The following is a 25,087-nucleotide window of genomic DNA, read 5'->3' on the forward strand; positions in this document are numbered from 1 at the left end:
GCTGGGTGTTGGCGGCGGGCCGCCGGTTTGGCGTGCGAGCTCAGCGTTCTGGCGGTGGGCTGCCGGTTTGGCGTGCGAGCTTCAGCGGAGCTGGCGGTGGGCTGCCAGGCTGGCGTGCGAGCTCAGCGGAGCTGGCGCAGGAAGGCGGGCAGGCGCTCCGCCAGCCGGTCGTACTCGTCGCGGTGGTTGTAGATCTGCCCGCACAGCCTCAGCCACCCGCGGCCGTTCCAGGACATCACCCCGACGACTGCGGCCAGTTCCTCCTCGATGCGGTTGGCGAGCTCGGTCGCCGCCTCGAAGGTCGTCGCTACGCCGGCCGGCAGCGGAAGGATGCGCATCGCGACCTGCGGGGCGCCCGGGTCGGGCAGCTCCTCCGGGGACAGGCCGAGTGCGGCTCCCACGACCCGCTGGCCGTAGGCGGCCAGGTCGGCATTGTGTGTCCGCACCCGCTCCGCGCCCAGTGTCCGCAGCAGGAAGAGACCCGTGGGGGCGGCCAGCCAGGGCGTGTAGTCCAGCGTGCCCTGCCACTCCACCCGCGCCGGGTAGCCGCTGTCCTGCTCCCAGGAGATGGCCAGCGGGTCGATGCGTTCGCGCCAGCGCGGGGCGACGCTGAGCAGGGCGGTGCCGCGCGGGGCGTACGCCCACTTGTGCAGGTTGCCGATCCAGAAGTCGGCGCCGATCGTGTCGACCGACACGGGCAGCATGCCGGGTACGTGGGCGGCGTCGACGAGTAGCGGCACCTCCCGCTCGCGGGCGGCGGCAGCGATCTTCTCCACCGGGAAGAGGCGGGCCGTGGGCGACGAGATCTGGTCGACGACGAGCAGGCGGGTGCGGCCCGGCCGCAGGGCCTGGGCGACCGTCGCGGTGACCTCGTCGTCGCCGGCGTCGAGTGGCACGCCGACTGTGCGTACGGTGGCGCCGGTACGGCGGCATTCGCGCTCGGCGGTGAAGGCGATCGCGCCGTACCGGTGGTCGGTCATCAGCACCTCGTCGCCCGCGCGCAGCCCCACCGACTGGAGGACGATCGCCGCGCCGATGGTGGTGTTGCCGACCAGGCCGGCGCCCTGCGGGTCCGCGCCCAGGAAGGTGGCCAGGTGGCGGCGGGTGTGCGTGATCCGCTCGGGCAGGTCGCGGAAGTAGCGGATCGGGTTGGTCTCGCCCTCGTCGCGCAGCCGCTGCTGCGCCCGCTGCACGGCGATCGGCACGGCACCGCGCGCACCGTGGTTGAGGTATGCGAGCGCGGGGTCGAGCGAGAAGCCTTCCCGGATGCGGTCCCAGCCGACGTTAACACCCTCGACCACCGTGCCTCCCACGGCGCCAACCCTACGCGCCGGCTCGCCCGCCGCAGCGTGCCAATGGCTGATCCGTGGCCGCTGTCCGCGGCGACCCGTGCTGTGGGCGCGCAGCGCGGGGATGGGTTTGGGGCGCCAAAGGCCATTCGTGGCCGCGGGGATCCATGGCCCCACGACCAGGGCTGCGAGGCGGCAGGCGGCAGCTATGCGGTCCAATTGCCAATCCATGGCAGGCAACCTGAGCTGTGGGACGGCGGGCGGCAGCTAGGCGCGGGGATGGGCTTGGCGGTACGCGGCGCGGAGGCGCTCCACAGAGACGTGGGTGTAGATCTGGGTGCTGGACAGCGAGGCGTGGCCGAGCAGCTCCTGCACCGCCCGCAAGTCGGCGCCGCCTTCCAGCAAATGTGTCGCGGCGGAGTGGCGGAGGCCGTGCGGGCTGGTGTGTGGCAGGCCGGCGGCGCGGGCGTAGCCGCTCACGATGCGCCGCGCGATCGTGGGCTGGAGGCGGCCGCCGCGTGCGCCCAACAAGAGCGCGTCGCCGCTCGACGGGCCGGAAAGGGCGCCGCGGCCCAGGCGGAGCCAGTCATCGATCGCTTCCTCGGCTGGGAGTCCATAGGGGACGGAGCGTTCCTTGCCGCCCTTGCCCAGCACGCGCACCACCCGGCGGCCACGATCGACATCCGCTATGTCGAGGCCGCAGAGCTCGCTGACGCGGATGCCGGTGGCATACAGCAGCTCCAGCAGCGCGCGGTCGCGCAGCAGCACGGGGGAGGCCTCGTCGCCCGGGGCGCTGACCAGCGTCTCGGCCTGGTCGGCGCGGAGTACGGCCGGCAGGTCGCGGTGTGCCTTCGGGCTGGCGAGCTGGGCGCCGACGTCGGTGGTGAGCCGTCCGGCGCGGTGTGCCCAGGCGCTGAACGTGCGCGCGGAGGCGGCTCGCCGGGCCAGGGAGGTGCGGGCGGCGCCGAGCGTGCGGAGCTTTGCCAACCAGCTGCGCAGCACGGCGATGTCGATGTCGCCCGGCGTCGCGCACCCCATCAGCGCGGCGTGGTCGAGGAGCGAGACGACATCGCCGACATAGGCCCGGACCGTGTGCGCCGAGCGGTTGTCGACCTGGGCGAGGTGGTCCGCGAACTCGTCGACCGCGTCGCGCATCGGCTCGGGTAGGCCCTCGTGGATCGCCCGGATGCTGACGCTCTTTCGCTTCACACCGTCGACCGTGGAAGCCTGAGGCGTGGGGTGTCAAGGCACCGCGCCGGCCTTCTGCGCCTTTCGCGGCTGAGCGCCCCGCCGTTTGTCGCCAGCGGCGGCCAAGGCAGGCTCGCCCACATCGGCGGCGGCCGTCGCCGCACCCGCTCCAAGCTCAGAAGCACCCACCCCGACCGGAGACGCACCCGCCCCGAGCTCAGACGCACGCGCCCTGGGCCGAGACGCACGCGGTGCGGGCTCGGGCGCACGCGGCGCGGGCTCGGGCGCACGCTCCTGGGGCTTAGGCGCACTCGCCCTGGGCTCAGGCGCACCTATCCCCGGCTCAGACGGACCTGCCCCGGGCTCGGGCGCACCTGCCTCGGGGTCGGATGCGTCGGACTCGGGCGGAGCGGCCTGGACTGGCGGCTTGCTCGTCTTGGGGACGAGTCGATAGCCGCCGGCGCGGCGGGAGACGAAGCCTAGATCCTCCAGGAGGGTGAGCTTGCGCATCGCCGTGCGGATGTCGATGCCGGCCTTCGCCGCGATCTCGTCGGGGCTCGCGGTGCCGCGGCGCGGGACCCACTCCAGCACCATCGCGGCCTCGACGTCGAGGCCGTCATGGGGGCGCACGGGGCCGCGCGGGCGGGGCGCGAGGTCGCCGCCGATCTGGCCGATCTCTTCCATGACATGGGCAGCGCCGGTGACCAGCCGTACCTCGGGATGGTCGCGGAGCAGCTCGTGGCAGCCGACCGACATGGCGGAGGTGACCGGGCCGGGCACGACCATCGGGCGGCGACCGAGCGCGATCGCGCGCCGCAGTGTCTGGCTGGCGCCGCTGCGCGCGGAAGCCTCGACGACCACGGTGCCGCGGGTGGCGGCCGCGATCACGCGATTGCGGATCAGGAAGCGGTGACGGACCGGCACCGACCCGGGTGGCCACTCGCTGACCAGCAGGCCAGCCTCGGCGATGCGGTCGAAGAGGCCGGTGTTGCCCGACGGGTAGGGCTTGTCGACGCCGCAGGCGAGCACCGCCACGGTGAGCCCGCCGGCGTTGAGAGCGCCCCGGTGGGCGGCGGCGTCGATGCCGTGGGCGCCGCCGGAGACGATCGTCCACTCACGCTCGGCCAGCTCGTATGCCAGGGTGGTCGCCACGTGCTCGCCGTAGTGGGTGGAGGCCCGCGCGCCGACCACCGCGACCGACCGGTCGAGGGCCTCGTCGAGCCGGGGCGCGCCGCGCACCCACAGGCACAGCGGCGGTGCGACGTCGCGGTCGATGCGGTGCTCGGCGGGGCGGCCCAGCAGCAGCGTGAGGTCGCGGACGGGCTGCGGCCACTCGTCGTCTTCAGGGATCACGATGCGGGCGCCGAGCCGGTCGGCGCGTTCGAGGGCTGCCTCGGCGACCTCGTGCGGGTCGCCGGCACCCATCCGGGCCGCGGCCGCTCCGCGCAGTGCGTCGGGCACGTCACCCTCGACGAGCCGCTCCAGCGCGCGGAGCGGGCCGTTGGCGTTGACCATGCGGTGCACGGCCTCGTTGCCCGGCTCGATCAGCCAGTGCAGCGCGATCCGGGCCAGCCGCACTCGCTCATTCACAGAGACCTCCCTCATTTGGCTATGCCGGTGCGGAGCTGGGTCGCCTCGAGCACGTCATCGGAATCCGGCCGGTGGCGGCCGTCGATGTCGGCGATCGTCCAGGCGAGGCGGAGGATGCGGTCGAAGCCGCGTGCGGAGAGCGAGCCGTGGTCGAGGCGGGTGCGCAGTGCCTTGGTGTCGGCGGCCGGCAGGCGCCACGGCGGCCGCCGCAGCGCCGCGCCGGGCACGTCGGCGTTGGTGCGCCAGCCGTTTGCCGACCACCTCGCCGTCGCCGCCGCCCGCGCCTTGAGCACCCGGTCGGCCACCACCGCGGACGGCTCGCCGTCCGTCTCGGGCGCCATCAGCTCGGCGGCGCCCAACGGGTCGAGCGTCACCTGCACGTCGATCCGGTCGAGCAGGGGGCCGGAGAGGCGCCCGATGTAGCGGCGGCGGGCCGTCGGGCTGCACTCGCAGAACTGGTCACCAGATGGCTTTGCGCATGGGCAAGGGTTGGCCGCGAGCACCAGCTGAAAGCGTGCCGGGTATTCGGTAGCGCCGTCGGCCCGGCGCAGCAGGATGCGGCCGGTCTCCAGCGGCTGGCGCAGCGCGTCGAGGGCCCGGCTGGCGAACTCGGCGGCCTCGTCGATGAAAAGCACACCACCGTGTGAGAGCGACACGGCTCCTGGGCGGGCCAGCCCGGTGCCGCCGCCGACCAGGGCTTGGACGGTGGCGGTGTGGTGCGGGGCCTGGAAGGGGGGCCGGCGCAGCAACCGCCCGCCCGGCGGCAGCACGCCCGCGATCGAGTGCAGGGCGGTCACCGCCAGCGCGGCCTCGTCGTCGAGCTCGGGCAGGATCGATGGCAGGCGCTCGGCGAGCATGGTCTTGCCCGCCCCGGGCGGCCCCAGCAGGGCCACGTGGTGGCCACCCGCCGCAGCCACCTCGATGGCGCGCCGGCCCAGCGCCTGGCCCGCCACGTCGGCCAGGTCTGGACCGTCGGGCTCGGCCTCCGGCCCGCTATCGGGCGGGTCGAGCAGCGACGCGCCGTCACGCACGAACGCGACCAGGCGGTGCAGCGCGTCGACGGCCTTGACCTGCACGCCGGGCACCACGGCGGCCTCCGCCGCATTGCCGATCGGCACGACCACGCGGCTGACGCCGGCCTTGGCGGCCGCCGCCACCATGGGCAGCGCGCCGCGCACCGGACGGACGGTGCCGTCGAGGCCGAGCTCGCCGAAGATCGCCACCCCGTCGAACGCGGCCAGCGGCAGCTCGCCCGAACCGCCGAGCAGAACGACGGCGATGGCCAGATCGAAGGCCGAGCCGGTCTTGCGCATGCCGGCGGGCAGCAGGTTGACCGTGATGCGGCGGCTGGGCCAGCGCTGCCCCGAGTTGACGATCGCGGCGCGGACGCGGTCGCGGGCCTCGTTGAGCGCGGTGTCGGGCAGGCCGGAGAGCACCACCGCCGGCAGCCCGGGCGACAGGTCGGCCTCGACCTCGACGAGGTGGCCGGTGACACCAGTCAGCCCAACCGACAGCACCTTGGCGTAACTCATGATCGCGCCCGCTCTGCCGCGGCCGGCCACCGGTCTTTGCCCACGCCGTCGCCCTCGATCCGCGCGGCGGTGGGCGGCCACGGACCTTCGTCGGCGCTGCGCCTGTGGACGTGCCTGGCGCACTCGCTCATCAGAAGACTCCGCGCAGGTGCTCGACGCGCGCCGCGCCCCGCCGCTGCGGAAGCACCGACACCACGTCGAAGCGCACGTCGTGACCGTGCATGTCGTGCTCGTGCAGCCAGCGCACGGCGAGCCGGCGCAGGCGCCGCGCCTTGGCCGACACCACCGCGCCGGCCGGCGGCCCGAACTCGAGGCTGCGCCGTGTCTTTACCTCGCAGAAGACGATGTCGTCGCCGTCGCGCGCGACGATATCGATCTCACCGTCGGAGCACCGCCAATTGCGCTCGACGATCCGAATGCCCGCCTCGACCAGGTGGGCGACCGCGCGCCGCTCGCCGTACGCACCGACCGCCAATGTCGCCGTCGTCATGGGAACGAGCGTGTGGGGGGAGGGTGTGGGAGGGGAAGGCGCCCTTGATCGATGTGTGGACAGGTGTGTGGGCTGTGGAGAGCCGGACAATCATGCGGTGGGTGTGTTATGAGATCGGCGCGGTCAGCTCACCCGAGAAGCCGAGAAGCCGAGATCTGAGAAGCCAAAAGCCGAGAAGCCAAAAGCCGAGAAGCCGAAAGCCGACCCGGCTCAACGAACGGGCGCGTACGCGTACTCCCGCTGGACCCACTCCAACCACTCACCGTGCGGGCCGGTGCGGGCCAGGACTTCGACGGTGGCCCGGCCGCCCCGCCACGCGACGAGCGTGAGCAGCCCGACGGCCAGCACCCCGCGCGGGCCCGCCTCCGCCGGCCGCCCGGTGAACATCTCCGCGCCGCACTGCGAAGCCTCGTTCAGCACCACCGTGAGATCCCGCCGCGCCCCGCATTCGGCCAGGGTGAGCGCCAGGCGGCGGCGGTCGGCGTCGGACAGGTACATGAGCGCGTTCGACGTGAAGACGCACGGCACCGCACCGTTATCCACAGTGGACAGTACGCCGGGCAGTGCCGCCACCATCTCGCCGGCCACCAGCCGCGGGCGCGCGGCCGCCACCTCGGCCAGCGCGGCGTCGAGCCGGGCCAGCCGCTCGGTGTGCTCGGGCCAGACGCAGGCACGCAGCCACTCGGTGGCGTGCGGGTCGGCGGCGTCCACAGGGGACAGGTCGATGCCCACCCGGTCGGCGACCGCCACGTCGTTCGCGGCCGGCGACGGCCACCGCTCGCCGCGCACCTCGCAGCTCAACGCCAGCCCGCCGGCCGGCCCGTAGGACTCGACGCGGTCGCCGTGGCGGTACTCGCAGGTGTACCGATCGCTGATCAACAGCAGCCCCGCGCTGGTCCCGAGCTCGACGAGCGCGAGTGGCCGGCCAGCCACACCCGCGGCGCGGCCGAAGGCCGGCCGCAGCAGCGCCGCGCGCCGCGCCTCGTTCGTTTGGGTCGTCCTCGTCGCGCAGAGGGCGGTGAGATCGTCGCGGTGCGCCGCCACGAGGTCCACGAGCGCCGCCGGCAGCCCGCTGTCCACGTCACGCGAGCCACCGAGCGTCGGCAGGTACGCCACGAGCGGGTGATCCCGCGCCACCGTGCGCAGGAGGTACTGCACCGCGGCGAAGAACAGGATCGGCCGCCGCTGGTCCGGTGGTGCGGCGAGGAGCGGCTCGGCGAGCTCCGGCTGGTCGGCGACGGCCGCGGAGAGCCGTTCGTACCGGGGAGAGTGCCCGCGAAACTCTTTGTGGGCGAAATGCCGGAACGTCCGGATCAGCAGTCCCGCATCCGCCGCTTTCATGCCGGGATCGTGCCCGCCCGGGGCCGGTGGCGCAGCGACGCCGATCACAAGAGTTTGCCCGCTTTGCGAAGGTGGCCTAATCGCGCCAGGTCGCATACCGTGCGCCCGTGAGCGGGAGTCGCGAGGCTACGGGCCTTGACCACGACGGCGGACGAGCGCCGAGTGACGGAGCGGGGTAGGCGTGAGCGGGAGTCGCGAGGCTACGGGCCTTGACCACGACGGCGGACGAGCGCCGAGTGACGGAGCGGGGTAGGCGTGAGCGGGAGTCGCGAGGCTACGGGCCTTGACCACGACGGCGGACGAGCGCCGAGTGACGGAGCGGGGTAGGCATGGACCCACAACGGAACGCTCCCGACCAGGCCGATCGCGGCTGGTACGACCGCCGGCACGGCGAGCCGGAGTGGGAGGGCTACCGCCTGCCCGGCCCGCGCGGTGCGGGGGAGTCGCTGGAGGCCGACCCACTCTCGGGTGGTCCACGCGCCGCGGCACAGCCCGCCTACGACCAGCAGCACGCCGCGCCGCAGCCCGCTTACGACCAGCAGCACGCCCCGCCGCAGGCCGCCTACGACCAGCAGCACGCTCCGCCGCAGGCCGCCTATGACCAGCAGAGTGGCTACAACCCACTGGCGGCGCCGGCGATGGAGGTGCCCGCTTACGGGGGCCCGCCGGTGCCGGCGCCGGCAGCTGTGCCGCAGGTCCCGCCGCCGCCACCGGGCTACCAGTCGTTCGAGGAGCCGACTGGCGCTGTGCCGCCGGTCACGCCCCGTGCGGAGGCCGAGTCGATCGAGACCCAGCGCTTCCAGACCGCGCCGGCCGCGGCCCAGCACTTCCACACCGAGGCGATCGACCGGGCCGCGCTGCGCCGCCCGGCGGCGCCGGCCCCAGACGGGGTGTATCGGACGAAGCGGCCGGCGGCGGGCATCGTCTTCGCGGTCCTCGCGGTCGTGTTCGAGATCCCGGCGCTGCGCCTGCTCGGGGACGCCGCGATCGGTGGGCCCGTGGTGGCTTCCGGCGTGGTGGCGGGCACGTTCCTGGTGGCCGGGCTGCCGCTCGTCGCGCTCGGCCTTTATGCCCTGGTCACGGGCGCCAATCGGCTGCCCAGCGACGGCGGTGGTGGCGCACAGGCGTGGCTGCGGCCGCCGACCGCCTACCTGCCGGTCGGCCTGGTCCTCCTGGTCGCGGCCGCGCTCGCGGCCTGACAGCAAACCCAAAGCCCCGACGTCCGGCCCGAGAGCGGGACGGCACACCCGGGAGCCGGACGGCACACCCGAGAGCCGGACGTCCGGCCCGAGAGCCGGACCGCACACCCGGGAGCCGGACGGCACACCCGAGAGCCGGACGTCCGGCCCGAGAGCCAGACAGCACACCCGAGAGCCAAGACAGCACCCAAAGCTAGACGGCAAACCCACAGCCGCGGTCTGGTCTTGCGCCGCGGACGTGGCAGCGGGGGTCGGGGGTTTCGGCTCGCCCGGCGAGCCGCCGGCCGCCGCGGTCTCCGGCGGGAGCGGCGGTCCGCAGGTGACGCGGACCCGGGACATGGGCTAGGCGGTGGAGCCGGCGGCGGCGATCCAGACGCGGGCCAGGAGCACACGCTTGGTCCCGGCCCGCCGGACGACCGAGCGGAGTGAGGCGTACACTGGTCGACTGGCGACCGCCTCAAGGCGGCCGACCTCGCGCGCCCTCCCCACGGCTCCGTCCATGGGGCGACGGTCCCCTGGTCCCGAAGCATTTCGGGCCCACCCTGGCCGGCGACCAGGCGCCAGGACGCCTGACCGACCGGTCAAGCGTGACAACCAGGGAACATACGAGGAGCACCCCACCATGGCCGTAGTGACCATGCGCCAGCTGCTGGAGAGCGGTGTCCACTTCGGGCACCAGACTCGTCGCTGGAACCCGAAGATGAAGCGGTTCATCTTCACCGAGCGCAACGGTATCTACATCATCGACCTCCGCCAGACGCTCGACTACATCGAGAAGGCGTACGACTTCGTGCGCAACACGGTGGCCGAGGGCGGCAGCATCCTCTTCGTCGGCACGAAGAAGCAGGCCCAGGAGGCGATCGCCGAGCAGGCGACGCGGGTCGGCCAGCCGTACGTCAACCACCGCTGGCTGGGTGGCATGCTGACCAACTTCCAGACGGTGTACAAGCGGCTTCAGCGCATGAAGGAGCTGGAGTCGCTCGACCTGACCGGCACCGCCGCGGGGTACACGAAGAAGGAGACGCTCCAGCTGTCCCGCGAGAAGGACAAGCTGAGCCGCACGCTCGGTGGCCTGCGCGACATGCAGAAGGTGCCGGCCGCGATCTGGGTCGTCGACACCAAGAAGGAGCACATCGCCGTCGACGAGGCCCGCAAGCTGGGCATCCCGGTGATCGCGGTGCTCGACACCAACTGCGACCCGGACGAGGTCGACTTCCCGATCCCGGGTAACGACGACGCGATCCGCTCCGCCGAGCTGCTCACCAAGGTCGTCGCCACGGCCGTCGCCGACGGTTTGATCGCCCGCTCCGGCCGTGCCACCCGCAGTGGCGCCGAGGAGAAGCCCGAGCCCGGTGTGGTCGGCGCCGACGAGCCGCTGCCCGAGTGGGAGCGCGAGCTGCTCGAAGACACCGAGAAGAAGGCGGACGAGCCGGCACCGGCCGCCGCCGCGCCCGCACCGGCCGCCGCCGCCGAGCCGGCACCGGCCGCCGCCGCCGAGCCGGCACCGGCTGCCGCCGCCGAGCCCGCACCGGCCGCCGCCGAGTAGGACCGCAAGCCAGTCGACAACCACGACCCAAAGAGAGAGTCATGGCCAACTTCACCGCCGCGGACGTCAAGAAGCTCCGCGACCTCACTGGCGCCGGCATGATGGACGCCAAGAAGGCGCTCGACGAGGCGGAGGGCGACTTCGACAAGGCTGTCGAGGTCCTGCGCATCAAGGGCGCCAAGGACGTGGGCAAGCGGGCCGGGCGCACCGCCGCCAACGGCCTGGTGGCCCACTCCGGCAAGGCGCTGCTCGAGCTCAACTGCGAGACCGACTTCGTCGCCAAGAACGCCGACTTCGTCGCGCTGGCCCAGCGCCTGGTCGAGCACGGTGACCAGGCGGGTCTGACCACCGCCGAGGAGCTGCTCTCCTCGACGCTGGCCGACGGGCAGACCGTCGCCGACGCGGTGCAGGACCTGTCCGCCAAGATCGGCGAAAAGCTGGTGCTCAACCGCTACGGCGTGGTCGGTGGCACCGCCGCCGTCTACCTGCACCGCAAGAGCCAGGACCTGCCGCCGGCGGTCGGCGTGCTGGTGGAGTACACCGGCAAGACCGACGAGGCGGGCGACGCCGACGCGCGTGGCGTGGCGATGCAGATCGCCGCGATGCGCCCGAAGTACCTGACCCGCGAGGAGGTGCCGGCCGACGTCGTGGAGTCGGAGCGCCGCATCGCCGAGCAGACCGCGCGCGAGGAGGGCAAGCCGGAAGCGGCGCTGCCCAAGATCGTCGACGGTCGGGTCAACGCCTTCTTCAAGGACTTCGTCCTGCTGGAGCAGGCGTCGGTCGCCGACAACAAGAAGTCGGTCAAGCAGGTGCTGGGTGAGGCCGGCATCGAGGTGACCCGCTTCGTGCGCTTCGAGGTCGGCCAGGCCTGATCGGCCGGCCAGCAGCGCCAGTACAAGATCGAACAGCCGAGGAGGCCGCCCGTGTACGTGACCGTCACGGCGGCCTCCTTGTCACGTAGTGTGAGCGGCAACACCGGCGACGCCGGCGGGCGTCACAAGAGCATCACCAGCACCACAGCCAACGACGGCGGAAGGCGGACCGGATGACGCAGACGGTGGCGGGCGAGCCCGCGACGATGGACGATCCGACCGCACCGCCCCCCGGGCGGGCGCGCCGGGTGGTGCTCAAGCTCTCCGGTGAGGTCTTCGGCGGTGGCGCGGTCGGCGTCGACCCCGACGTCGTGCAGGCTGTGGCCCGGCAGATCGCGACCGTGGTGCGCCGGGGCGTGCAGGTCTCCGTGGTGGTCGGCGGCGGAAACTTCTTCCGCGGCGCCGAGCTGCAAAAGCGCGGCATGGATCGGGCGCGCGCCGACTACATGGGCATGCTCGGCACGGTGATGAACTGCCTCGCTCTCCAGGACTTCCTGGAGAAGGAGGGCATAGAGACGCGGGTGCAGACCGCGATCACCATGGCGCAGGTGGCCGAGCCGTACATCCCGCTGCGCGCCATCCGCCACCTGGAGAAGGGGCGGGTCGTGATCTTCGGTGCCGGCGCCGGCATGCCGTACTTCTCCACCGACACCGTCGCCGCCCAGCGGGCCCTGGAGATCCGCGCCGATGTCGTGCTGATGAGCAAGAACGGCGTCGACGGCGTCTACACCGCGGACCCCCGCACCGACCCCACCGCGGTCAAGCTCGACGCGATCACCTTCGACGAGACGCTGAGCCGGGGCCTGCGGGTCGCCGACGCCGCCGCGTTCAGCCTGTGCCGTGACAACGGGCTGCCGATGCTGGTGTTCGGCGCCGAGGGTGACGACACGATCGTGAAGGCCGTAGGTGGCGAGCGCATCGGCACTCTGATCACTGCTAACTAGCCGGATCACTTAGAAGGGAGGCGACGGGGCAGGTGATCGACGACACCCTCCTCGAGGCCGAGGAAAAGATGGAGCGCGCGGTAGAGCACGCCAAGGAGGAGTTCGCGGCGATCCGCACCGGGCGCGCCAACGCGGCGATGTTCTCCAAGATCATCATTGACTACTACGGCAGCCCAACCCCCCTGACCCAGATGGCCTCGGTGGGCACCCCCGAGCCGCGCATGGCCATCATCAAGCCGTACGACGCGTCGCAGCTCGGCGCGATGGAGAAGGCGATCCGCGACTCCGACCTGGGCGTCAACCCCAACAACGAGGGCACCCAGCTGCGCATCCTGCTGCCGCAGATGACCGAGGAGCGCCGCCGCGACATGATCAAGGTGGCCCGCCACAAGGGCGAGGAAGCCAAGGTCGCGATCCGCAACGTGCGGCGTAAGGCCAAGGAAGAGCTGGACCGCATCGTCAAGGACGGCGAGGCCGGCGAAGACGAGGGACGCCGCGCGGAGAAGGACCTCGACGACACCACCCACCGGTACGTGACGCACGTCGACGAGCTCGTCAAGCACAAGGAAACAGAGTTGCTCGAGGTCTGATGTCGCAACTCGACCCCTACGGCAACCAGACGCCCAACCGGGCACCCGACGAGTGGGTGCCGGACCCCTGGCTGGACCAGCCCGACCGCGAACCAGCCGGCGAATGGCCGAACCGCAACGGGCACGTCGACGAGCCGTACACGGGGTCGGGTGACCTCTCCTATTCGGAGGGCGAGGCCCAGACGGCGGCGTACCCGCAGGTGCGACCCCGGACACAGGAGGAGCCCGAGCCAGTGCGTCCACGGCGCCCGGGTCCGGGAAAGCGGCGGGCGACCGGCCGGGCGGGGCGCAACCTGCCCGCGGCGATCGGCGTCGGGCTGACGCTCGGGGCCGTGGTCATCGCGTCGCTGTTCGTGTGGCGCCCGGCGTTTCTGGGTGTGATCGTGCTCGCCCTCGGCGTCGCGATCTGGGAGATGAGCCGCGCGGTGCGCGCCGTGGGCGCGCATCCGCCGGCCGTGCCGCTCGCCGCGGGCGGCCTGGTCATGATCGGCATGGCCTGGTACGCCGGTGAGGACGCCCTGCTGCTCGGCTTCGTGGTCACGCTCCTGGCGACGCTCGTGTGGCGGCTCGCCGACGGCCTCTCCGGCTACGGGAAAGACATCTCCGCGGCCGTCCTCATCGCGGTGTACGTGCCATTTCTCGGTGGCTTCGCCGCGCTGCTGGCCGAGCCCGAAAACGGGGCGGTCCGCGTGATCGTCACCCTCGCCGCCGTGGTGCTCTCCGACACCGGTGGGTACGCGGCCGGCGTGTTCTTCGGCAAGCACGCCATGGCGCCCACGATCAGCCCCAAAAAGTCCTGGGAGGGGCTGGCCGGCTCGCTGGTGGCCACGGCCGTGGGCAGCGCCATCTTGCTGTACGTGCTGCTCGACGTCGAGCCGTGGTGGGGCGCCGTGTTCGGGCTGGCACTCTCCGTGGTGTCGGTGCTCGGCGACCTGGCCGAGTCGATGCTCAAGCGCGACCTCGGCATCAAGGACATGAGCAACCTCCTGCCCGGCCACGGCGGCCTCATGGACCGTCTTGACTCGATCCTCTTCGCACTGCCGACCGCGTATCTGCTGCTGGCCGTCTTCACGTGACACGAGTCCGCGCCAAATGCGGGCGCATGGGAGACTGGACGAGCTATGACTAGCCTGCCCGTTCTCCCGCTCAGTCCCGCCGCCGTGGGGCGCCGCCCCGCATTGCCCCCGCGACACCTCGCCGACCTCGACCTCGCGGGCCGGCAGGCGCTGGTGGCGGAGCTGGGCGAGCCGGCGTTCCGGGCCAAGCAGCTGTCCACCCACTACTTCGGCCGCCTGGTGCGCGACCCCGCGCAGATGACCGACCTGCCCGCCGCCACTCGCGACCGGCTGGCCGAGGCGCTGATGCCGCGCCTGCTCACGCCGGTGCGCGAGATGGCCTGTGACGACGGCGCCACACGCAAGGCACTGTGGCGGCTGCACGACGGCTCGCTGGTCGAGAGCGTGCTGATGGGCTACCCCGACCGCGTCACCGTCTGTATCTCCAGCCAGGCCGGCTGCGGCATGGCCTGCCCGTTCTGCGCGACCGGTCAGGCCGGCCTCACGCGCAACCTGTCGACCGCCGAGATCGTCGACCAGGCCGTCTACCTGGCGGGCGTGGCCGCCTCCGGGGCGGTCGCCGGCTCGCCGCCGCGGCTGTCACACGTGGTGTTCATGGGCATGGGCGAGCCGCTGGCAAACTACTCTCGGGTGGTCGACGCGGTCCGGCGGCTGTGCGCGCCGGCGCCGGAGGGCCTGGGGCTCTCCCAGCGCCATGTGACGGTCTCCACGGTCGGGCTCGTGCCGGCGATGCGTAGGCTGGCCGGAGAGGGACTCTCCGTAACCCTTGCGCTGTCGTTGCACGCGCCCGATGATGAGCTGCGCGACGAACTCGTGCCCGTCAACCAACGCTGGAAGGTCGCTGAGGTGCTTGACGCCGCGTGGGATTACGCCTCCCGCACGGGTCGCCGCGTGTCTGTCGAATACGCGATGATCAGGGATGTGAACGACCAGCCGTGGCGAGCCGACCTGCTGGGGCGGCTGCTCGCCGGGCGGCTGGCCCATGTAAATCTCATCCCGCTCAACCCGACACCGGGCAGCCGTTGGGATGCGAGCCCGAAGCCGGTCGAGCGGGAGTTCGTCCGGCGGTTGCGCGAGGCCGGAGTTTCGACCACAGTGCGTGACACGCGGGGTCGTGAAATTGACGGCGCGTGCGGACAGCTGGCCGCCAGCGAGACCAGCAGTGCGGACGGAAGGTGACATAGGTGGCTAGTCAGGGTCAGCGGTTCCGGCGCCGGGCGCTGCGTCGCGGTTACAAGGTCGACGAGGTGGATGCCTTCCTCGACCGTGTGGAGGCGACCCTGGCGGGCGACCAGGTAGGCGCGCCGGTCGCCTCCCAGGAGGTCCACGATGTCGTCTTCCGGGTCCGCTTCGGCGGCTACGACGAGTGGCAGGTCGACCTGCACCTCGACCGCGTCGAGCGGCAGCTCGCCGAGCTGGAGGAGCGCGGCGGTTACGGCCGTGGCCCCGACCGCCTCGGCCCGCCCGACCGCCTCGCCGGCGCAGACCGGATGGGCCCGCCCGACCGCATGGGTCCGCCCGACCGGATGGGCCCCCCGGATCGCATGGGCCCGCCCGACCGCATGGGTGGCGGCCCGATGACGGAGCGTATCGGCCCGCCGATCCGCGACGACCGCATGCCCCCCGGCGGCCCACCCATGCCCCAGCGGCCGATGCCCGCCCAGGCCAGCCCCTCCCGCGACCCGTATGGGCGCTACGAGGACCAGGGCGGCTACGACCAGGGTGGCTACGACCAGGGCGGCGGCTACGGTGGCGGTGGCTTTGACGGCCCGCCCGGCCGGGGTGGTTTCGACGCTCCGCCCGGCCGCGGTGGCTTTGACGGCCCGCCGGGTCGCGGTGGTTTCGACGCTCCGCCCGGCCGCGGTGGCTTTGACGGCCCGCCCGGCCGCGGTGGTTTCGACGGCCCGCCCGGCCGTGACGGCTTCGACGGCCCGCCCACCGGCGGCTTCAACACGCCCAGTGGCGGCTTCGGCGCTCCATCCGACGGGCGATACGGCGACGACCGCTTCGACGGCTTCGCCGAGCCCGGTCGGCACGGCAAGGCCGATATGACCGCGGAGATGCGCCTCGGCGGCCCACCCGTGGGCGGCCCCCCACCGGGGATGGCCGGCCTGCCCCCGGAGTTGCAGCGGATCGACCAGCTGCGGCGGGGCTTCCAGGTGCGGCGGTTCGGCAGCGGCTACGACCCGGCCCAGGTCGACCGCCTCTTCGAGGGCATCTTCAACGCGGCGACCGGGCGCGGCCCGATGCCGATGAACCCCAACGAGATCGACCGGGCGCAGTTCGGCCTGGTGCCCGGCGGTTACTTCGAGGCCGAGGTGGACGCCGCCCTCAAGGAGGTCAAGGACATCCTGCGCGGGCAGTGAGGGCGGGATTCTTATTGCCCCGGTCTGCGGGCTCGGTTAGGGGCGCCGCGGCCTCAAAAACTCGGTTCAAAAGCAGACTTGGGCTACCGCGATGTCCGTCGTGGTCCAGACCGCTGCGCGGGGCCCCCGGGGAAACGCGGAGCGCAGCGGAGCGTTTTCTTGGGGTGCATTTCCCGCGGCCTCACCCGTCCGCCGCTGGTCACGCTCACCCCGGAGCGCACCGAGTGCGGTCGGCATCTGTCCACAATGTCCCTCGCTGAGGCGCGGGTCGGCTCCCCGTTCGGGTGGACGACGGTATAGGCATGGCTCGTGCTTCGTGCGCTGGCTGCGGCTTCGGGGGTTGGCCGGCCGGCGGATCGCCGGTCCACCTTCTCACTGGTTGGGGATGTGGCTCGGCATGCGGGCGGTGCCATGATCGTCACCCGATAAGGCTGTGACACGCCGAGGAGCACGCCCCTATCGGGCTAACGATCATGAGATGCGCCCGCCGCAGTCGGGCATCTCCCATGTGGCGGGACGAGCGGGTCAGGATGTGGAAGGGTCGTGATCGTTAGCCCAGAACCCGTGTGACACGCCGGCAAGAACGCGGGTTCTGGGCTAACGATCACGAAGCGCGGTGGATGCCGGCGCCTACGGAGCCTGCTTGGCCGACCCCAAGCCGGCCAAACCGCGAACCAGAGCGAAAGGGGCGCTAGGAGCGGAGGCCGTTGCGGCGGAGCACCACGTCGACGACGAGGACCAGGGCGAGGCCGGCGGCGATCACGACGAGGAAGACGTCTTCCGTGCGGCCGGTGTGGTTGCCGATCAGCATGGTCAGCAGCACAATGATCGTCAACACCGCGCCGATGCGGGAAGCCTTGCGCCCGCCCGGCTTGCGCTGGTCCGGTGAGGTTACCGGCTCGCTACCCGCCACCTTCGGTCCTTCCCTCGAACTGATCCGCGGCCAAGTCTGGCATGCGCCGGAATGCCGCCCCGCGCCGGGATCGGGCCGCGCGCCCGATAACCTCGACTGCGGGCGTCAAGACCGAGTGGAGGCAGTGCGGTGCGAGTGACGGGTACGGGGCACGCGAGCATGCGGATCGACACGGCCGCGGGCAGCATCCTGTGCGACCCGTGGGTCAACCCGGCCTACTTCGCTTCGTGGTTTCCCTTCCCGGACAATTCACTGCTCGACTGGGAGAGCCTCGGGCAGACCGACTACCTGTACGTCTCTCACCTGCACCGCGACCACTTCGACGCCGAGCACCTCAGGCGCTTCATCTCGAAGAAGGCGACGGTGCTGCTGCCGGACTACCCGACCAGCGAGCTCGAAGACCAGCTGCGCGAGCTGGGCTTCACGAGCTTCATCGAGACGAAGACCAACGAGGTGATCGAGCTCGACGGTGGCCTCAAGGTGATGATCCAGGCGCTGACGTCGCCGACCGACGGGCCGATTGGTGACTCGTCGCTGTGGGTGGAGTACGACGGGGTGCGGCTGCTCAACCAGAACGACGCGCGGCCCACCGACCTGTCCACGTTCGCGGAGTTGGGGCACGTGCACGCGCACATGCTCCAGTTTTCCGGCGCGATCTGGTATCCGATGGTGTACGAGCTGCCGCAGACGGCGAAGACCGCGTTCGGCAAGCAGAAGCGTGACCGGCAGTTCGACCGCACGTTCCGCTACATCGACGACCTCAAGGCCTCGCACGTCTTCCCGATCGCCGGGCCGCCGTGCTTCCTGGATGACGAGCTGTGGCAGTTCAACGACATCTTCGGTGACGAGGGCAACATCTTCCCGGACCAGTCGGTGTTCATCCGCGAGTACGCCAAGGTGGGCGGTAGCAACGGTGTGGTGCTGTTGCCGGGCTCGGTCTCGGAGCTGACCACCGAGGAGTGCGTCACCACGCACCCGACCGATGTGGACGAGTACTTCGCCAACAAGGCGGCCCACCTGGAGGAGATGCGGGAGCGCAAGCGCCCGGTCATCGAGGCGGAGAAGAAGACCTGGCGGCACCCCGAGATCGACGTGCTCAAGGAGATGAAGCGGATCATCGAGCCGCTCCTCGACGAGTCGATCTACCTGGCCAAGGGGGTGGGCGGGCCGGTCCGCTTCGACCTGGTCGGCTACGACGGCGAGGCGGTCGAGTCGATCGTGGTCGACTTCCCCAACGGGCAGGTCCGGCCGTACGGCGACGAGAAGGTCCGCTACCGCTTCCGCACCGAGCGGGCCCTGGTCGAGCACCTGCTGCACATCGGCGAGGTCGACTGGGTCAACTCGCTGTTCCTGTCCTGCCGCTTCTCCGCCGCCCGCATCGGCCAGTACAACGAGTTCGTCTACGCCTTCTTCAAGTGCCTGTCGGAAGAGCGGCTCCAGTACGCCGAGGGCTGGTACGACGAGCACTTCCAAAACGCCGACAAGGAGGACGTCCGGCTCGGCGAGTGGGTGGTGCAGCGGCGCTGCCCGCACCTCAAGGCCGACCTCACCCGCTTCGGCATCGTGGAGGGCAACCAGCTCACCTGCCAGCTGCACGGGTGGAAGTTCGACCTGGCCAGCGGGCGGTGCCTGACGAGCGTGGGTCACCAGATCCGGGCGAGCAAAGCCGCCAGCCAATCGGAGTAATCTCCTGCCGATCTTGCCCGACCTGAGGTACAAAAGGGACATTTAGTCCCACCTCGGGAGGGCAGGTGAGGGCCGTGCTCGGTCTCGTCGCCGTGTTGATGACCATCGCGGTGCCCCTGGCCGCGCCAGCGCCCCCACAAGAGCCCACGCCACCCGCCGGCCAGGCGCAGCCACCACCCGCCGGCGACGGTGTCTACATTGTCGTGACCAACGGCACCGTCCAGGCCGAAGCGGTCGCCGACCGGTACGGGGTGACCGCCCGCCACACTTACCAGAGCGCCGTCCACGGCTTCTCCGCCGCGATGACCGCCGACCAGGCCGCCTCGATCCTGCGCGACCCCGCCGTGTCCTACGTGCAGCGCAACATAGGGCACCGCGTCACCGACACCCAGGCGCAGCCGCCGTCGTGGGGCCTCGACCGGGTGGACCAGCGGGCGCTGCCGCTCGACGAGTCGTACACCTACCCGAACGACGCGCCCACCGTGCACGCGTACGTGGTCGACACCGGCGTGCGCACCACCCACGCCGACTTCGGTGGGCGGGCCGAGAGCGGGTTCGACGCGATCGACGGCGGCCTGGCCGACGACTGCCACGGCCACGGCACCCATGTGGCGGGCACGATCGCCGGCACCGCGCACGGTGTGGCCAAGGCCGCGCGGGTCGTCGCGGTCCGCGTGCTCGACTGCGCCGGCAGCGGCACCACCGAGACCGTGCTCGCCGGCGTCGACTGGCTGGCCGCACACGCCCAAAAGCCCGCGGTCGCCAACATGAGCCTCGGCGGCGGCCCCGATCCCGCACTCGACGACGGCGTGCGGCGGGCGATCGCCAGCGGCGTCACCTTCGCGCTGTCGGCCGGCAACGGGCTGGGCGGCGCGCCCCGGCCGGCCTGCGACCAGTCACCGGCGCGGGTCGCGGAGGCGCTCACGGTATCGGCCACCGACCGCGAGGACAGCCGCGCGCCGTGGGCCAACACCGGCGGTTGCGTCGACCTGTTCGCGCCGGGCGTCTCGATCGTCTCCGCCTGGAACGCCGCCGACGACGCCACCCGTCCCCTCAGCGGCACCTCGATGGCGGCACCGCACGTGACCGGCGCCGCCGCCCTCTACCTACAGGAACACCCCGAGGCGACCCCGCCCGAGGTGGCGGCCGCGGTGGTCGCCGCCGCCACGCCCGGCACGGTGCGAGACCCGCTGGAGGGCACGCCCAACCTGCTCCTCTACATCGGCGACGCCGTCCCGGCCTGCCCGCCGCCGACCCCGGACCCGTCCCCGTCACCCACGCCGTCGCCCGAACCCACGGACACTCCTTCTCCGGCGCCATCGGCCACCTGAAACAGACATTTCCCGGGTCCGCGTCAGCGGCGGGCCGCCGCTCCCGCCGGAGAACGCGGCGGCCGGCGGCTCGCCAGGGCGAGCCGAAATCCCCGGCCCCCGCTGCCATGTCCGCGGCGCAAGACCAACGGCGCGGACGGGTGAGGGCGCCGGAGCAACGGTCTGGACCCAATGCCACTCACCCCAAGTAGATCAAGGCATTGACCTGGACATGTCGAGGCGCGGGTGACAGGACAGGCAAGGGCCCACGGCCCTGCATGGACTTCCTGCCCGTACAGGGTGGGCCGGCCACCGTCTGTGACGCGGCGGCGGCGGTTACTCAGGGCGACGAAGGCCCCGATCTCCCACCGCCCGTTCGGCAACAGGCATTGTGGACAAACACCGCTGCACCGCGTGGCGCGGGCCGCGCCTCCGCCGGAGGCAAGAAGGCGTGACCGCGAGGGTGAGCGTGACCAACAGCGGACGTGTGAGGCCGCGGGAAATGCACCCCAGGAAAACGCTCCGCTGCGCTCCACGTTTCCCCGGGGGCCCCGCGCAGCGGTCTGGACCACCGCGGACATCGCGGTAGCTCAAATCTCGGTTATGAGGCGTGGCCCAGGTCGCGGAGGATGCGGAGTGCGGCGTTGTGGCCGGCGGCGCCGATCACGCTGCCGGCGGGGAAGCAGCCGGCGCTGCCCGCGTACACGCCGTCGACGCCCGTCGCGTAGGGCATGCGGTCGGTGAAGGACACCGTGTTGTCGACGTGGTGGATGTGCCCGCCGGTGATGCCGAAATGCCGCTCGATGCCGGCCGGTGTCAGCGGAAACGCGTCGGCCACGAGCGTCGAGGTACCCGGCGCGTACGAGTCGCAGATGGACAGCAGGTGGTCCACATAGGACGGCAGCTCGTCGTCCGTCAGTGTGGCCGGCACCGACTGCACGAAGAGCGCCGACGAGTGGTGCCCGCCCTCGTCCCGCAGCGACGGGTCCACTGTGGTGTGCACGTACCACTCGATGGTCGGCTCGGCCGGCAGCCGCCCCTCCACCACGTCCGTCCACATCGCACGGAGCGAGGCCATCGGTGAGTCCTGGTAGGGAAGCAGGTGGATCGTCGCGCCGAAAGGGCTTGGCGCGCTCGGTGGCAGGCAGGGAAAGCGGGGCAGTCCGGAGAGCGCCATGTTGACCTTCAGCGTGGTGCCGGGGCGCTGGACCGCCGCCATCCGCGCGGTCAGCTCCACCGGCAGCGCGCCGGCGGGCATCAGGTCGATCAGCCGGTACGGGTCGCACGCGCCCAGCACGACCTTCGCGGCCACCGCTCGCCCGTCGTCCAGCACCACCCCCGCGGCCGCGCCGCCGTCGAGGACGATCTCCTGCACGGTGGTACCCGTGAAGAGCTGTGCCCCGGCGGCACGCGCCGCGTCGGCGAAGGTCCGCGAGACGGTGCCCATGCCGCCCTTGGCGATCATCCAGGTGCCGTCGGCGCCGGGGAGCCGGCACATGTTGTGCACCAGGAAGTTGTGGCCCGTGCCGGGGTCGTCCGGGCCGGCGTTGAGACCGGAGAGGCCGTCGGTGACCGCGTACATGGAGACGAGCAGCTCCGACCGGAAGTCGAAGCGGGCCAGGTAGTCGGCGACCGAGCCGCGCACCAGGTCGACGAAGGTCTGCCGGAGCGCGGGCCGGATGTAGCGCTCGGCGGTCTCCTCCACGGGCAGTGGCTCGGCCAGCCACGCCGGGCCGAGGTCGTCGCGGAGGGCCCCGATCTCGGCCTGCATCGCGTCGTCCGCCGCCACGTCCTCGGGCGAGAAGAAGCGCGTCATCTGCGCGCGGGTCGCCTCGCGGTCGGTGCCGAAGAGCAGGTACGCGTCACCGCGCGTGGGCAGGAAGTAGTGCGGGTCGCGGCGGAGCACCGGGATGTCCACGTCGAGCGCCTTGAGCAGCTCGGGCGGCATGAGACCCAGCAGGTACGAGCCGGTGGAGTGGCCCAGCCCCGGCACCCGGGGAAAGGGGTGCTCGGTGCGCGCCGCGCCGCCGAGCACGCCGGCCGCCTCCAGCACCACCACGTCGAGGCCGGCCCGGGCCAGCAGGACCGCCGAGACGAGTCCGTTGTGTCCGGCTCCGACAATCACCACGTCCGCGCGTTCAGGCACCATGCCCATGCACGTTAGTCGGGTAGAGCGCCGACCTGGCTGAGGAACTGGACGATCTCGGCCTCGAAGAGCGCCTCCGGGTCGGTCAGCGCCCAGCGCAGCTGCTGGAAGACCTCCATCGCGACCATGCCGTAGAGCCGCGCCCAACCGGACAGGAACGTGTACGCGACCTCGATCGGCAGGTCGCCGTGTGCCTCGCGCAGCGGGCCGAGGTGGGGGCCGAGGTGCTCCAGCATGTACTCGCGCGGGGGCGTCGGCCACGGCTGGCGCTGCCACAGCCGGAGAAACGCCTCCAGGTAGGGGCGGCCGAGGTCGGCGCCCGGGTCGTCCGGCAGGCACTCGAGACCGAGGTGGCCGACGCCTGGGACCGGCGCGCCGAAGACCAGGCCGAACTCGACCGGGTGGCCGACCGCCCAGGCGCGGTACGCGCGGGCCATCGCGGCGAGCTGCCGGCCGGGGTCGTCGCCCGCCGCCTCGCTGGCCGCGGCCACCACGCCCGCGACCTCCTCCATCAGGTCTTCGGCGAGTGCGAGGACCAGCGCTTCGAGGCTGGGGAAGTAGCGGTAGATGGCCGGCGCGGTCATGCCCATGTCGCGGGCGATCTGGCGCAGTGAGATGGCCTGCGGCCCGCCCGCCACGAGCAGCCGCCGCGCCCCCGCCTTGATCTCGGAGACGGTCGCGGACCGCAGACGCTCCCGACGCGTGGGTGACGAAGTCGTCATGCCCGCGAACCCCCTTGACGCCAGCAAACGGCGATTGCGATAGTTAACACCGTTCACCTGACTGATCGGCTATTACAGCGTAGCTGTTGCGCGGTGGGGGAAAGCGATGTTCGCGTGGTGGGGAAGGACAGTCGTCCGGCTGAGGTGGGCGGTGCTCGCGGCGGCCGCGGTGCTCGTCGTGGTGGGCCTGACCTGGGGCGCCGGGGTGTTCGGCAAGGTGACCGGCGGCGGCTTCGACGACCCCGCGAGCGAGTCGACGAAGGCACGCGACCGGATCATCGCCGAGCTCGGCAACCAGGACGTCGACGTGCTCGTCCTGTACTCCAGCGACAGCACCACCGTGGACCAGCCGGCCTTCCGCGACCCGGTCACCACCACGCTCACCGCGCTCCGCGGGCTGCCCGAGGTGGCGAGCGTGACCAGCTGGTACGACACGCAGGCGCCCAACCTCGTCTCGGCCGACCGCCACGCGACGTACGCGGTGGTGCAGCTGCGGGCCGTCGAGCCGGATGACAAGACCGCCGCGTACGAGCGGGTGGAGCCGGCCCTCGACGCGCCCGGCGTGACCACCGACGCGGGCGGCACGGTGCCGTTCCTCTACGAGGCGAACCACCAGACCGAGCGCGACCTGGTACGCGCGGAGACGATCTCCCTGCCGGTACTCCTCGTGCTGCTCGTCGTGATCTTCGGCGGGCTCGTCGCGGCCGGCATGCCGCTGCTGATCGGCGGCCTGGCGATCCTTGGCGCGTTCGTGGCGATCCGCCTGCTCACCCTCGCCACCGACGTCTCGGTCTTCGCGATCAACGTGATCACGCTGATCGGCCTCGGCATGGCGATCGACTACGCGCTCTTCGTGGTGAGCCGCTTCCGCGAGGAGCTGGCGGCCGGGCACGACACCCCGGCCGCGATCCAGCGGACGATGACCACCGCCGGCCGCACCGTGATGGTCTCCGGCCTCACGATCGCACTCGCGCTGGCCAGCCTGCTGATCTACCCGCAGGTGTTCCTCCGCTCGATGGGCTTCGGTGGCGTGGCCGCGGTGCTCGTGGCGATGCTCGGCGCGCTGACCGTGCTGCCCGCGCTGCTCGCCGTGCTCGGTCCCCGGGTCAACGCGCTGCGTATCCCCATGCCATGGCGCCGGCGGACCGCCACGCACGGCGACGGCTGGGCCCGCGTCGCCCGCAGCGTGATGCGCCGCCCCTGGCTCTACGCGGTCGGCGTGGTCGCGATCCTCGCCGTCTTCGCGGCGCCGGCGGTCCGCATGGAGTTCGGCGGCTTCGACGAGCGGGTGCTGCCCGCCGGCAGCGAGCCGCGGGTGGTCGCCGACCGGCTGGCCACCGGGTTCCCGGGCGGCACGGTCGGGCCGATCGAGGTGCTGGTCTCGGGTGCGCCGGAGGCCGCGGCGCGGCAGTTCGCCGAGCGGGTCGGCCAGGTGCCGGGCGTGACCGGCGTACAGGTGACCGCCAACCGCGGCGACTCGACGCTGCTCTCGGCGACGTACACCGGCGAGTCCACCGGCCAGGTGGCCCAGGACGCGGTCCGCACGATCCGCGACCTACCCGGGCCGGCGGCCGCCGAGGTGCTGGTCACCGGCCGCACCGCCGCCGACCTCGACCTCATCTCCAGCCTCGCCTCACGCCTGCCGTGGATGGCCCTGATCATGGCGTCGGCCACGCTGGTGCTGCTGTTCCTCGCGTTCGGCTCGGTGGTGCTGCCGATCAAGGCGGTGCTCATGAACCTCGTCTCGATCGGCGCCTCGTTCGGCGTGGTGGTCTGGGTCTTCCAGGACGGGCACCTCGCCGACCTGCTGGGCTTCACGCCGACCGGGTTCATCGAGCCGAGCAACCCGATCCTCATGCTGGCCGTCCTCGTGTTCCTGCTGTCCCGGGTACGCGAGGAGTGGGACCGCACCGGGAACAACACCGCTTCGGTGGCACACGGCCTGGCCCGCACCGGCCGCATCATCACCGCCGCCGCACTGCTGCTCATCGTGGTGGTGGCCGGCTTCGCGACCGGCGGCATCATGTTCATCAAGCTGATCGGCATCGGCATGATCGTCGCCATCGTGGTAGACGCGACGCTGGTCCGCGCGCTGCTGGTCCCGGCGACGATGCGGCTGCTCGGCCGCTGGAACTGGTGGGCACCGGGTCCGCTCGGCCGCGTCTACAGCCGCTACGGCCTCAGGGAAACCGAAGCCCCCCAACCCGTCCGCGAACCAGAACCCGCCAGTCGCTCCTGATCTGTCGGTTACGAGGCTGATTTGCCCGGGCCCGCGCCAGTTGCGGAC

The 25,087-nt window shown here is 72.0% G+C and carries 19 protein-coding genes and 1 pseudogene; 11 read left to right on the plus strand and 9 right to left on the minus strand.

The genetic code is table 11. The annotated features are described in order from the left end of the window. Nucleotides 1–122 precede the first annotated feature (122 nt). From AC5L36_RS20700 to AC5L36_RS20725, 6 genes and pseudogenes are all read right to left on the minus strand, one after another. Nucleotides 123–1,313 carry an aminotransferase class V-fold PLP-dependent enzyme gene (locus AC5L36_RS20700; RefSeq protein ID WP_441215278.1) on the minus strand — a complete coding sequence of 397 codons (1,191 nt, stop codon included), beginning with the start codon at nucleotides 1,311–1,313 and terminating at the stop codon, nucleotides 123–125. Between the two features lie 243 nt (nucleotides 1,314–1,556). Next, entirely contained in the window at nucleotides 1,557–2,444 is an 888-nt protein-coding gene (locus AC5L36_RS20705) for a tyrosine recombinase XerC (protein WP_441215422.1), read from the minus strand. Nucleotides 2,445–2,831: 387 nt separating this feature from the next. Then, a pseudogene (gene dprA / locus AC5L36_RS20710) lies at nucleotides 2,832–4,082 on the minus strand (DNA-processing protein DprA); the annotation flags it as partial. Next, nucleotides 4,079–5,599: a YifB family Mg chelatase-like AAA ATPase gene (locus AC5L36_RS20715; protein ID WP_441215279.1), complete on the minus strand. Its 1,521-nt coding sequence runs from the start codon at nucleotides 5,597–5,599 to the stop codon at nucleotides 4,079–4,081. The gene AC5L36_RS20715 and the pseudogene dprA, both read right to left, overlap by 4 nt. Nucleotides 5,600–5,729: 130 nt before the next feature. Next, the gene (locus AC5L36_RS20720; RefSeq protein ID WP_441215280.1) at nucleotides 5,730–6,089 is read right to left on the minus strand and encodes a YraN family protein; all 360 of its coding nucleotides are present in this window, start codon (nucleotides 6,087–6,089) and stop codon (nucleotides 5,730–5,732) included. Between the two features lie 210 nt (nucleotides 6,090–6,299). Continuing rightward, on the minus strand, nucleotides 6,300–7,430 hold the full coding sequence (locus tag AC5L36_RS20725) for a DUF2332 domain-containing protein (RefSeq protein ID WP_441215281.1): 1,131 nt from the start codon (nucleotides 7,428–7,430) through the stop codon (nucleotides 6,300–6,302). 329 nt (nucleotides 7,431–7,759) lie between these two features. On the opposite strand from AC5L36_RS20725, the gene AC5L36_RS20730 reads away from it, so the two are divergent. The 8 genes from AC5L36_RS20730 (at nucleotide 7,760) to AC5L36_RS20765 (ending at nucleotide 16,023) form a co-directional block, all read left to right on the plus strand. Beyond that, nucleotides 7,760–8,629, plus strand: a complete 870-nt coding sequence (locus tag AC5L36_RS20730) for a hypothetical protein (protein ID WP_441215282.1) — start codon at nucleotides 7,760–7,762, stop codon at nucleotides 8,627–8,629. A 622-nt stretch (nucleotides 8,630–9,251) separates the two neighbouring features. After that, nucleotides 9,252–10,175, plus strand: coding sequence for a 30S ribosomal protein S2 (rpsB, locus tag AC5L36_RS20735; protein WP_441215283.1), 924 nt, complete (start codon nucleotides 9,252–9,254; stop codon nucleotides 10,173–10,175). Nucleotides 10,176–10,216: 41 nt separating this feature from the next. After that, the gene (gene tsf, locus AC5L36_RS20740; RefSeq protein WP_441215284.1) at nucleotides 10,217–11,047 is read left to right on the plus strand and encodes a translation elongation factor Ts; all 831 of its coding nucleotides are present in this window, start codon (nucleotides 10,217–10,219) and stop codon (nucleotides 11,045–11,047) included. Between the two features lie 206 nt (nucleotides 11,048–11,253). Beyond that, nucleotides 11,254–11,991, plus strand: coding sequence for a UMP kinase (pyrH, locus tag AC5L36_RS20745; RefSeq protein WP_441215423.1), 738 nt, complete (start codon nucleotides 11,254–11,256; stop codon nucleotides 11,989–11,991). A 32-nt stretch (nucleotides 11,992–12,023) separates the two neighbouring features. Next, on the plus strand, nucleotides 12,024–12,581 hold the full coding sequence (gene frr, locus AC5L36_RS20750; RefSeq protein WP_441215285.1) for a ribosome recycling factor: 558 nt from the start codon (nucleotides 12,024–12,026) through the stop codon (nucleotides 12,579–12,581). After that, complete coding sequence (locus AC5L36_RS20755; protein ID WP_441215286.1) at nucleotides 12,581–13,657, plus strand: phosphatidate cytidylyltransferase; 1,077 nt, start codon at nucleotides 12,581–12,583, stop codon at nucleotides 13,655–13,657. The genes frr and AC5L36_RS20755 overlap by 1 nt, the downstream gene beginning before the upstream one ends. A 45-nt stretch (nucleotides 13,658–13,702) precedes the next feature. Then, nucleotides 13,703–14,836: a dual-specificity RNA methyltransferase RlmN gene (gene rlmN / locus AC5L36_RS20760; RefSeq protein ID WP_441215287.1), complete on the plus strand. Its 1,134-nt coding sequence runs from the start codon at nucleotides 13,703–13,705 to the stop codon at nucleotides 14,834–14,836. Between the two features lie 5 nt (nucleotides 14,837–14,841). Next, a complete protein-coding gene (locus AC5L36_RS20765; RefSeq protein ID WP_441215288.1) occupies nucleotides 14,842–16,023 on the plus strand; it encodes a DivIVA domain-containing protein in 1,182 nt (393 codons plus the stop codon). Between the two features lie 691 nt (nucleotides 16,024–16,714). Here the strand turns inward: AC5L36_RS20765 and AC5L36_RS20770 are convergent. Beyond that, complete coding sequence (locus AC5L36_RS20770) at nucleotides 16,715–16,936, minus strand: DUF2631 domain-containing protein (protein ID WP_441215289.1); 222 nt, start codon at nucleotides 16,934–16,936, stop codon at nucleotides 16,715–16,717. 129 nt (nucleotides 16,937–17,065) lie between these two features. Here AC5L36_RS20770 and AC5L36_RS20775 point away from each other — a divergent pair, with 129 nt between their 5' ends. Then, nucleotides 17,066–18,622, plus strand: a complete 1,557-nt coding sequence (locus AC5L36_RS20775) for a Rieske 2Fe-2S domain-containing protein (RefSeq protein ID WP_441215290.1) — start codon at nucleotides 17,066–17,068, stop codon at nucleotides 18,620–18,622. Between the two features lie 65 nt (nucleotides 18,623–18,687). Next, nucleotides 18,688–19,953 (plus strand): S8 family peptidase, encoded by a 1,266-nt coding sequence (locus AC5L36_RS20780; protein ID WP_441215291.1) that lies wholly within the window; start codon nucleotides 18,688–18,690, stop codon nucleotides 19,951–19,953. Nucleotides 19,954–20,533: 580 nt separating this feature from the next. Here the strand turns inward: AC5L36_RS20780 and AC5L36_RS20785 are convergent. Further along, complete coding sequence (locus AC5L36_RS20785; RefSeq protein ID WP_441215292.1) at nucleotides 20,534–22,087, minus strand: phytoene desaturase family protein; 1,554 nt, start codon at nucleotides 22,085–22,087, stop codon at nucleotides 20,534–20,536. Nucleotides 22,088–22,092: 5 nt separating this feature from the next. Continuing rightward, complete coding sequence (locus tag AC5L36_RS20790; RefSeq protein WP_441215293.1) at nucleotides 22,093–22,800, minus strand: TetR/AcrR family transcriptional regulator; 708 nt, start codon at nucleotides 22,798–22,800, stop codon at nucleotides 22,093–22,095. Between the two features lie 151 nt (nucleotides 22,801–22,951). Between AC5L36_RS20790 and AC5L36_RS20795 the strand changes: the two genes are divergently transcribed. After that, nucleotides 22,952–25,039, plus strand: coding sequence for an MMPL family transporter (locus AC5L36_RS20795; protein ID WP_494908659.1), 2,088 nt, complete (start codon nucleotides 22,952–22,954; stop codon nucleotides 25,037–25,039). Nucleotides 25,040–25,087 lie beyond the last annotated feature (48 nt).

The sequence above is a fragment of the Phytohabitans sp. LZ39 genome (assembly GCF_059359075.1).

Bases quoted from the DNA above. Each gene is read 5' to 3' on its own strand.
- AC5L36_RS20705 (WP_441215422.1), bottom strand. From the start codon at position 2,444: ATGCGCGACGCGGTCGACGAGTTCGCGGACCACCTCGCCCAGGTCGAC.
- AC5L36_RS20785 (WP_441215292.1), bottom strand. From the start codon at position 22,087: ATGGGCATGGTGCCTGAACGCGCGGACGTGGTGATTGTCGGAGCCGGA.
- AC5L36_RS20715 (WP_441215279.1), bottom strand. From the start codon at position 5,599: ATGAGTTACGCCAAGGTGCTGTCGGTTGGGCTGACTGGTGTCACCGGC.
- AC5L36_RS20725 (WP_441215281.1), bottom strand. From the start codon at position 7,430: ATGAAAGCGGCGGATGCGGGACTGCTGATCCGGACGTTCCGGCATTTC.
- pyrH (WP_441215423.1), top strand. From the start codon at position 11,254: ATGGACGATCCGACCGCACCGCCCCCCGGGCGGGCGCGCCGGGTGGTG.
- AC5L36_RS20790 (WP_441215293.1), bottom strand. From the start codon at position 22,800: ATGACGACTTCGTCACCCACGCGTCGGGAGCGTCTGCGGTCCGCGACC.
- tsf (WP_441215284.1), top strand. From the start codon at position 10,217: ATGGCCAACTTCACCGCCGCGGACGTCAAGAAGCTCCGCGACCTCACT.
- AC5L36_RS20755 (WP_441215286.1), top strand. From the start codon at position 12,581: ATGTCGCAACTCGACCCCTACGGCAACCAGACGCCCAACCGGGCACCC.
- rpsB (WP_441215283.1), top strand. From the start codon at position 9,252: ATGGCCGTAGTGACCATGCGCCAGCTGCTGGAGAGCGGTGTCCACTTC.
- AC5L36_RS20720 (WP_441215280.1), bottom strand. From the start codon at position 6,089: ATGACGACGGCGACATTGGCGGTCGGTGCGTACGGCGAGCGGCGCGCG.
- AC5L36_RS20730 (WP_441215282.1), top strand. From the start codon at position 7,760: ATGGACCCACAACGGAACGCTCCCGACCAGGCCGATCGCGGCTGGTAC.
- rlmN (WP_441215287.1), top strand. From the start codon at position 13,703: ATGACTAGCCTGCCCGTTCTCCCGCTCAGTCCCGCCGCCGTGGGGCGC.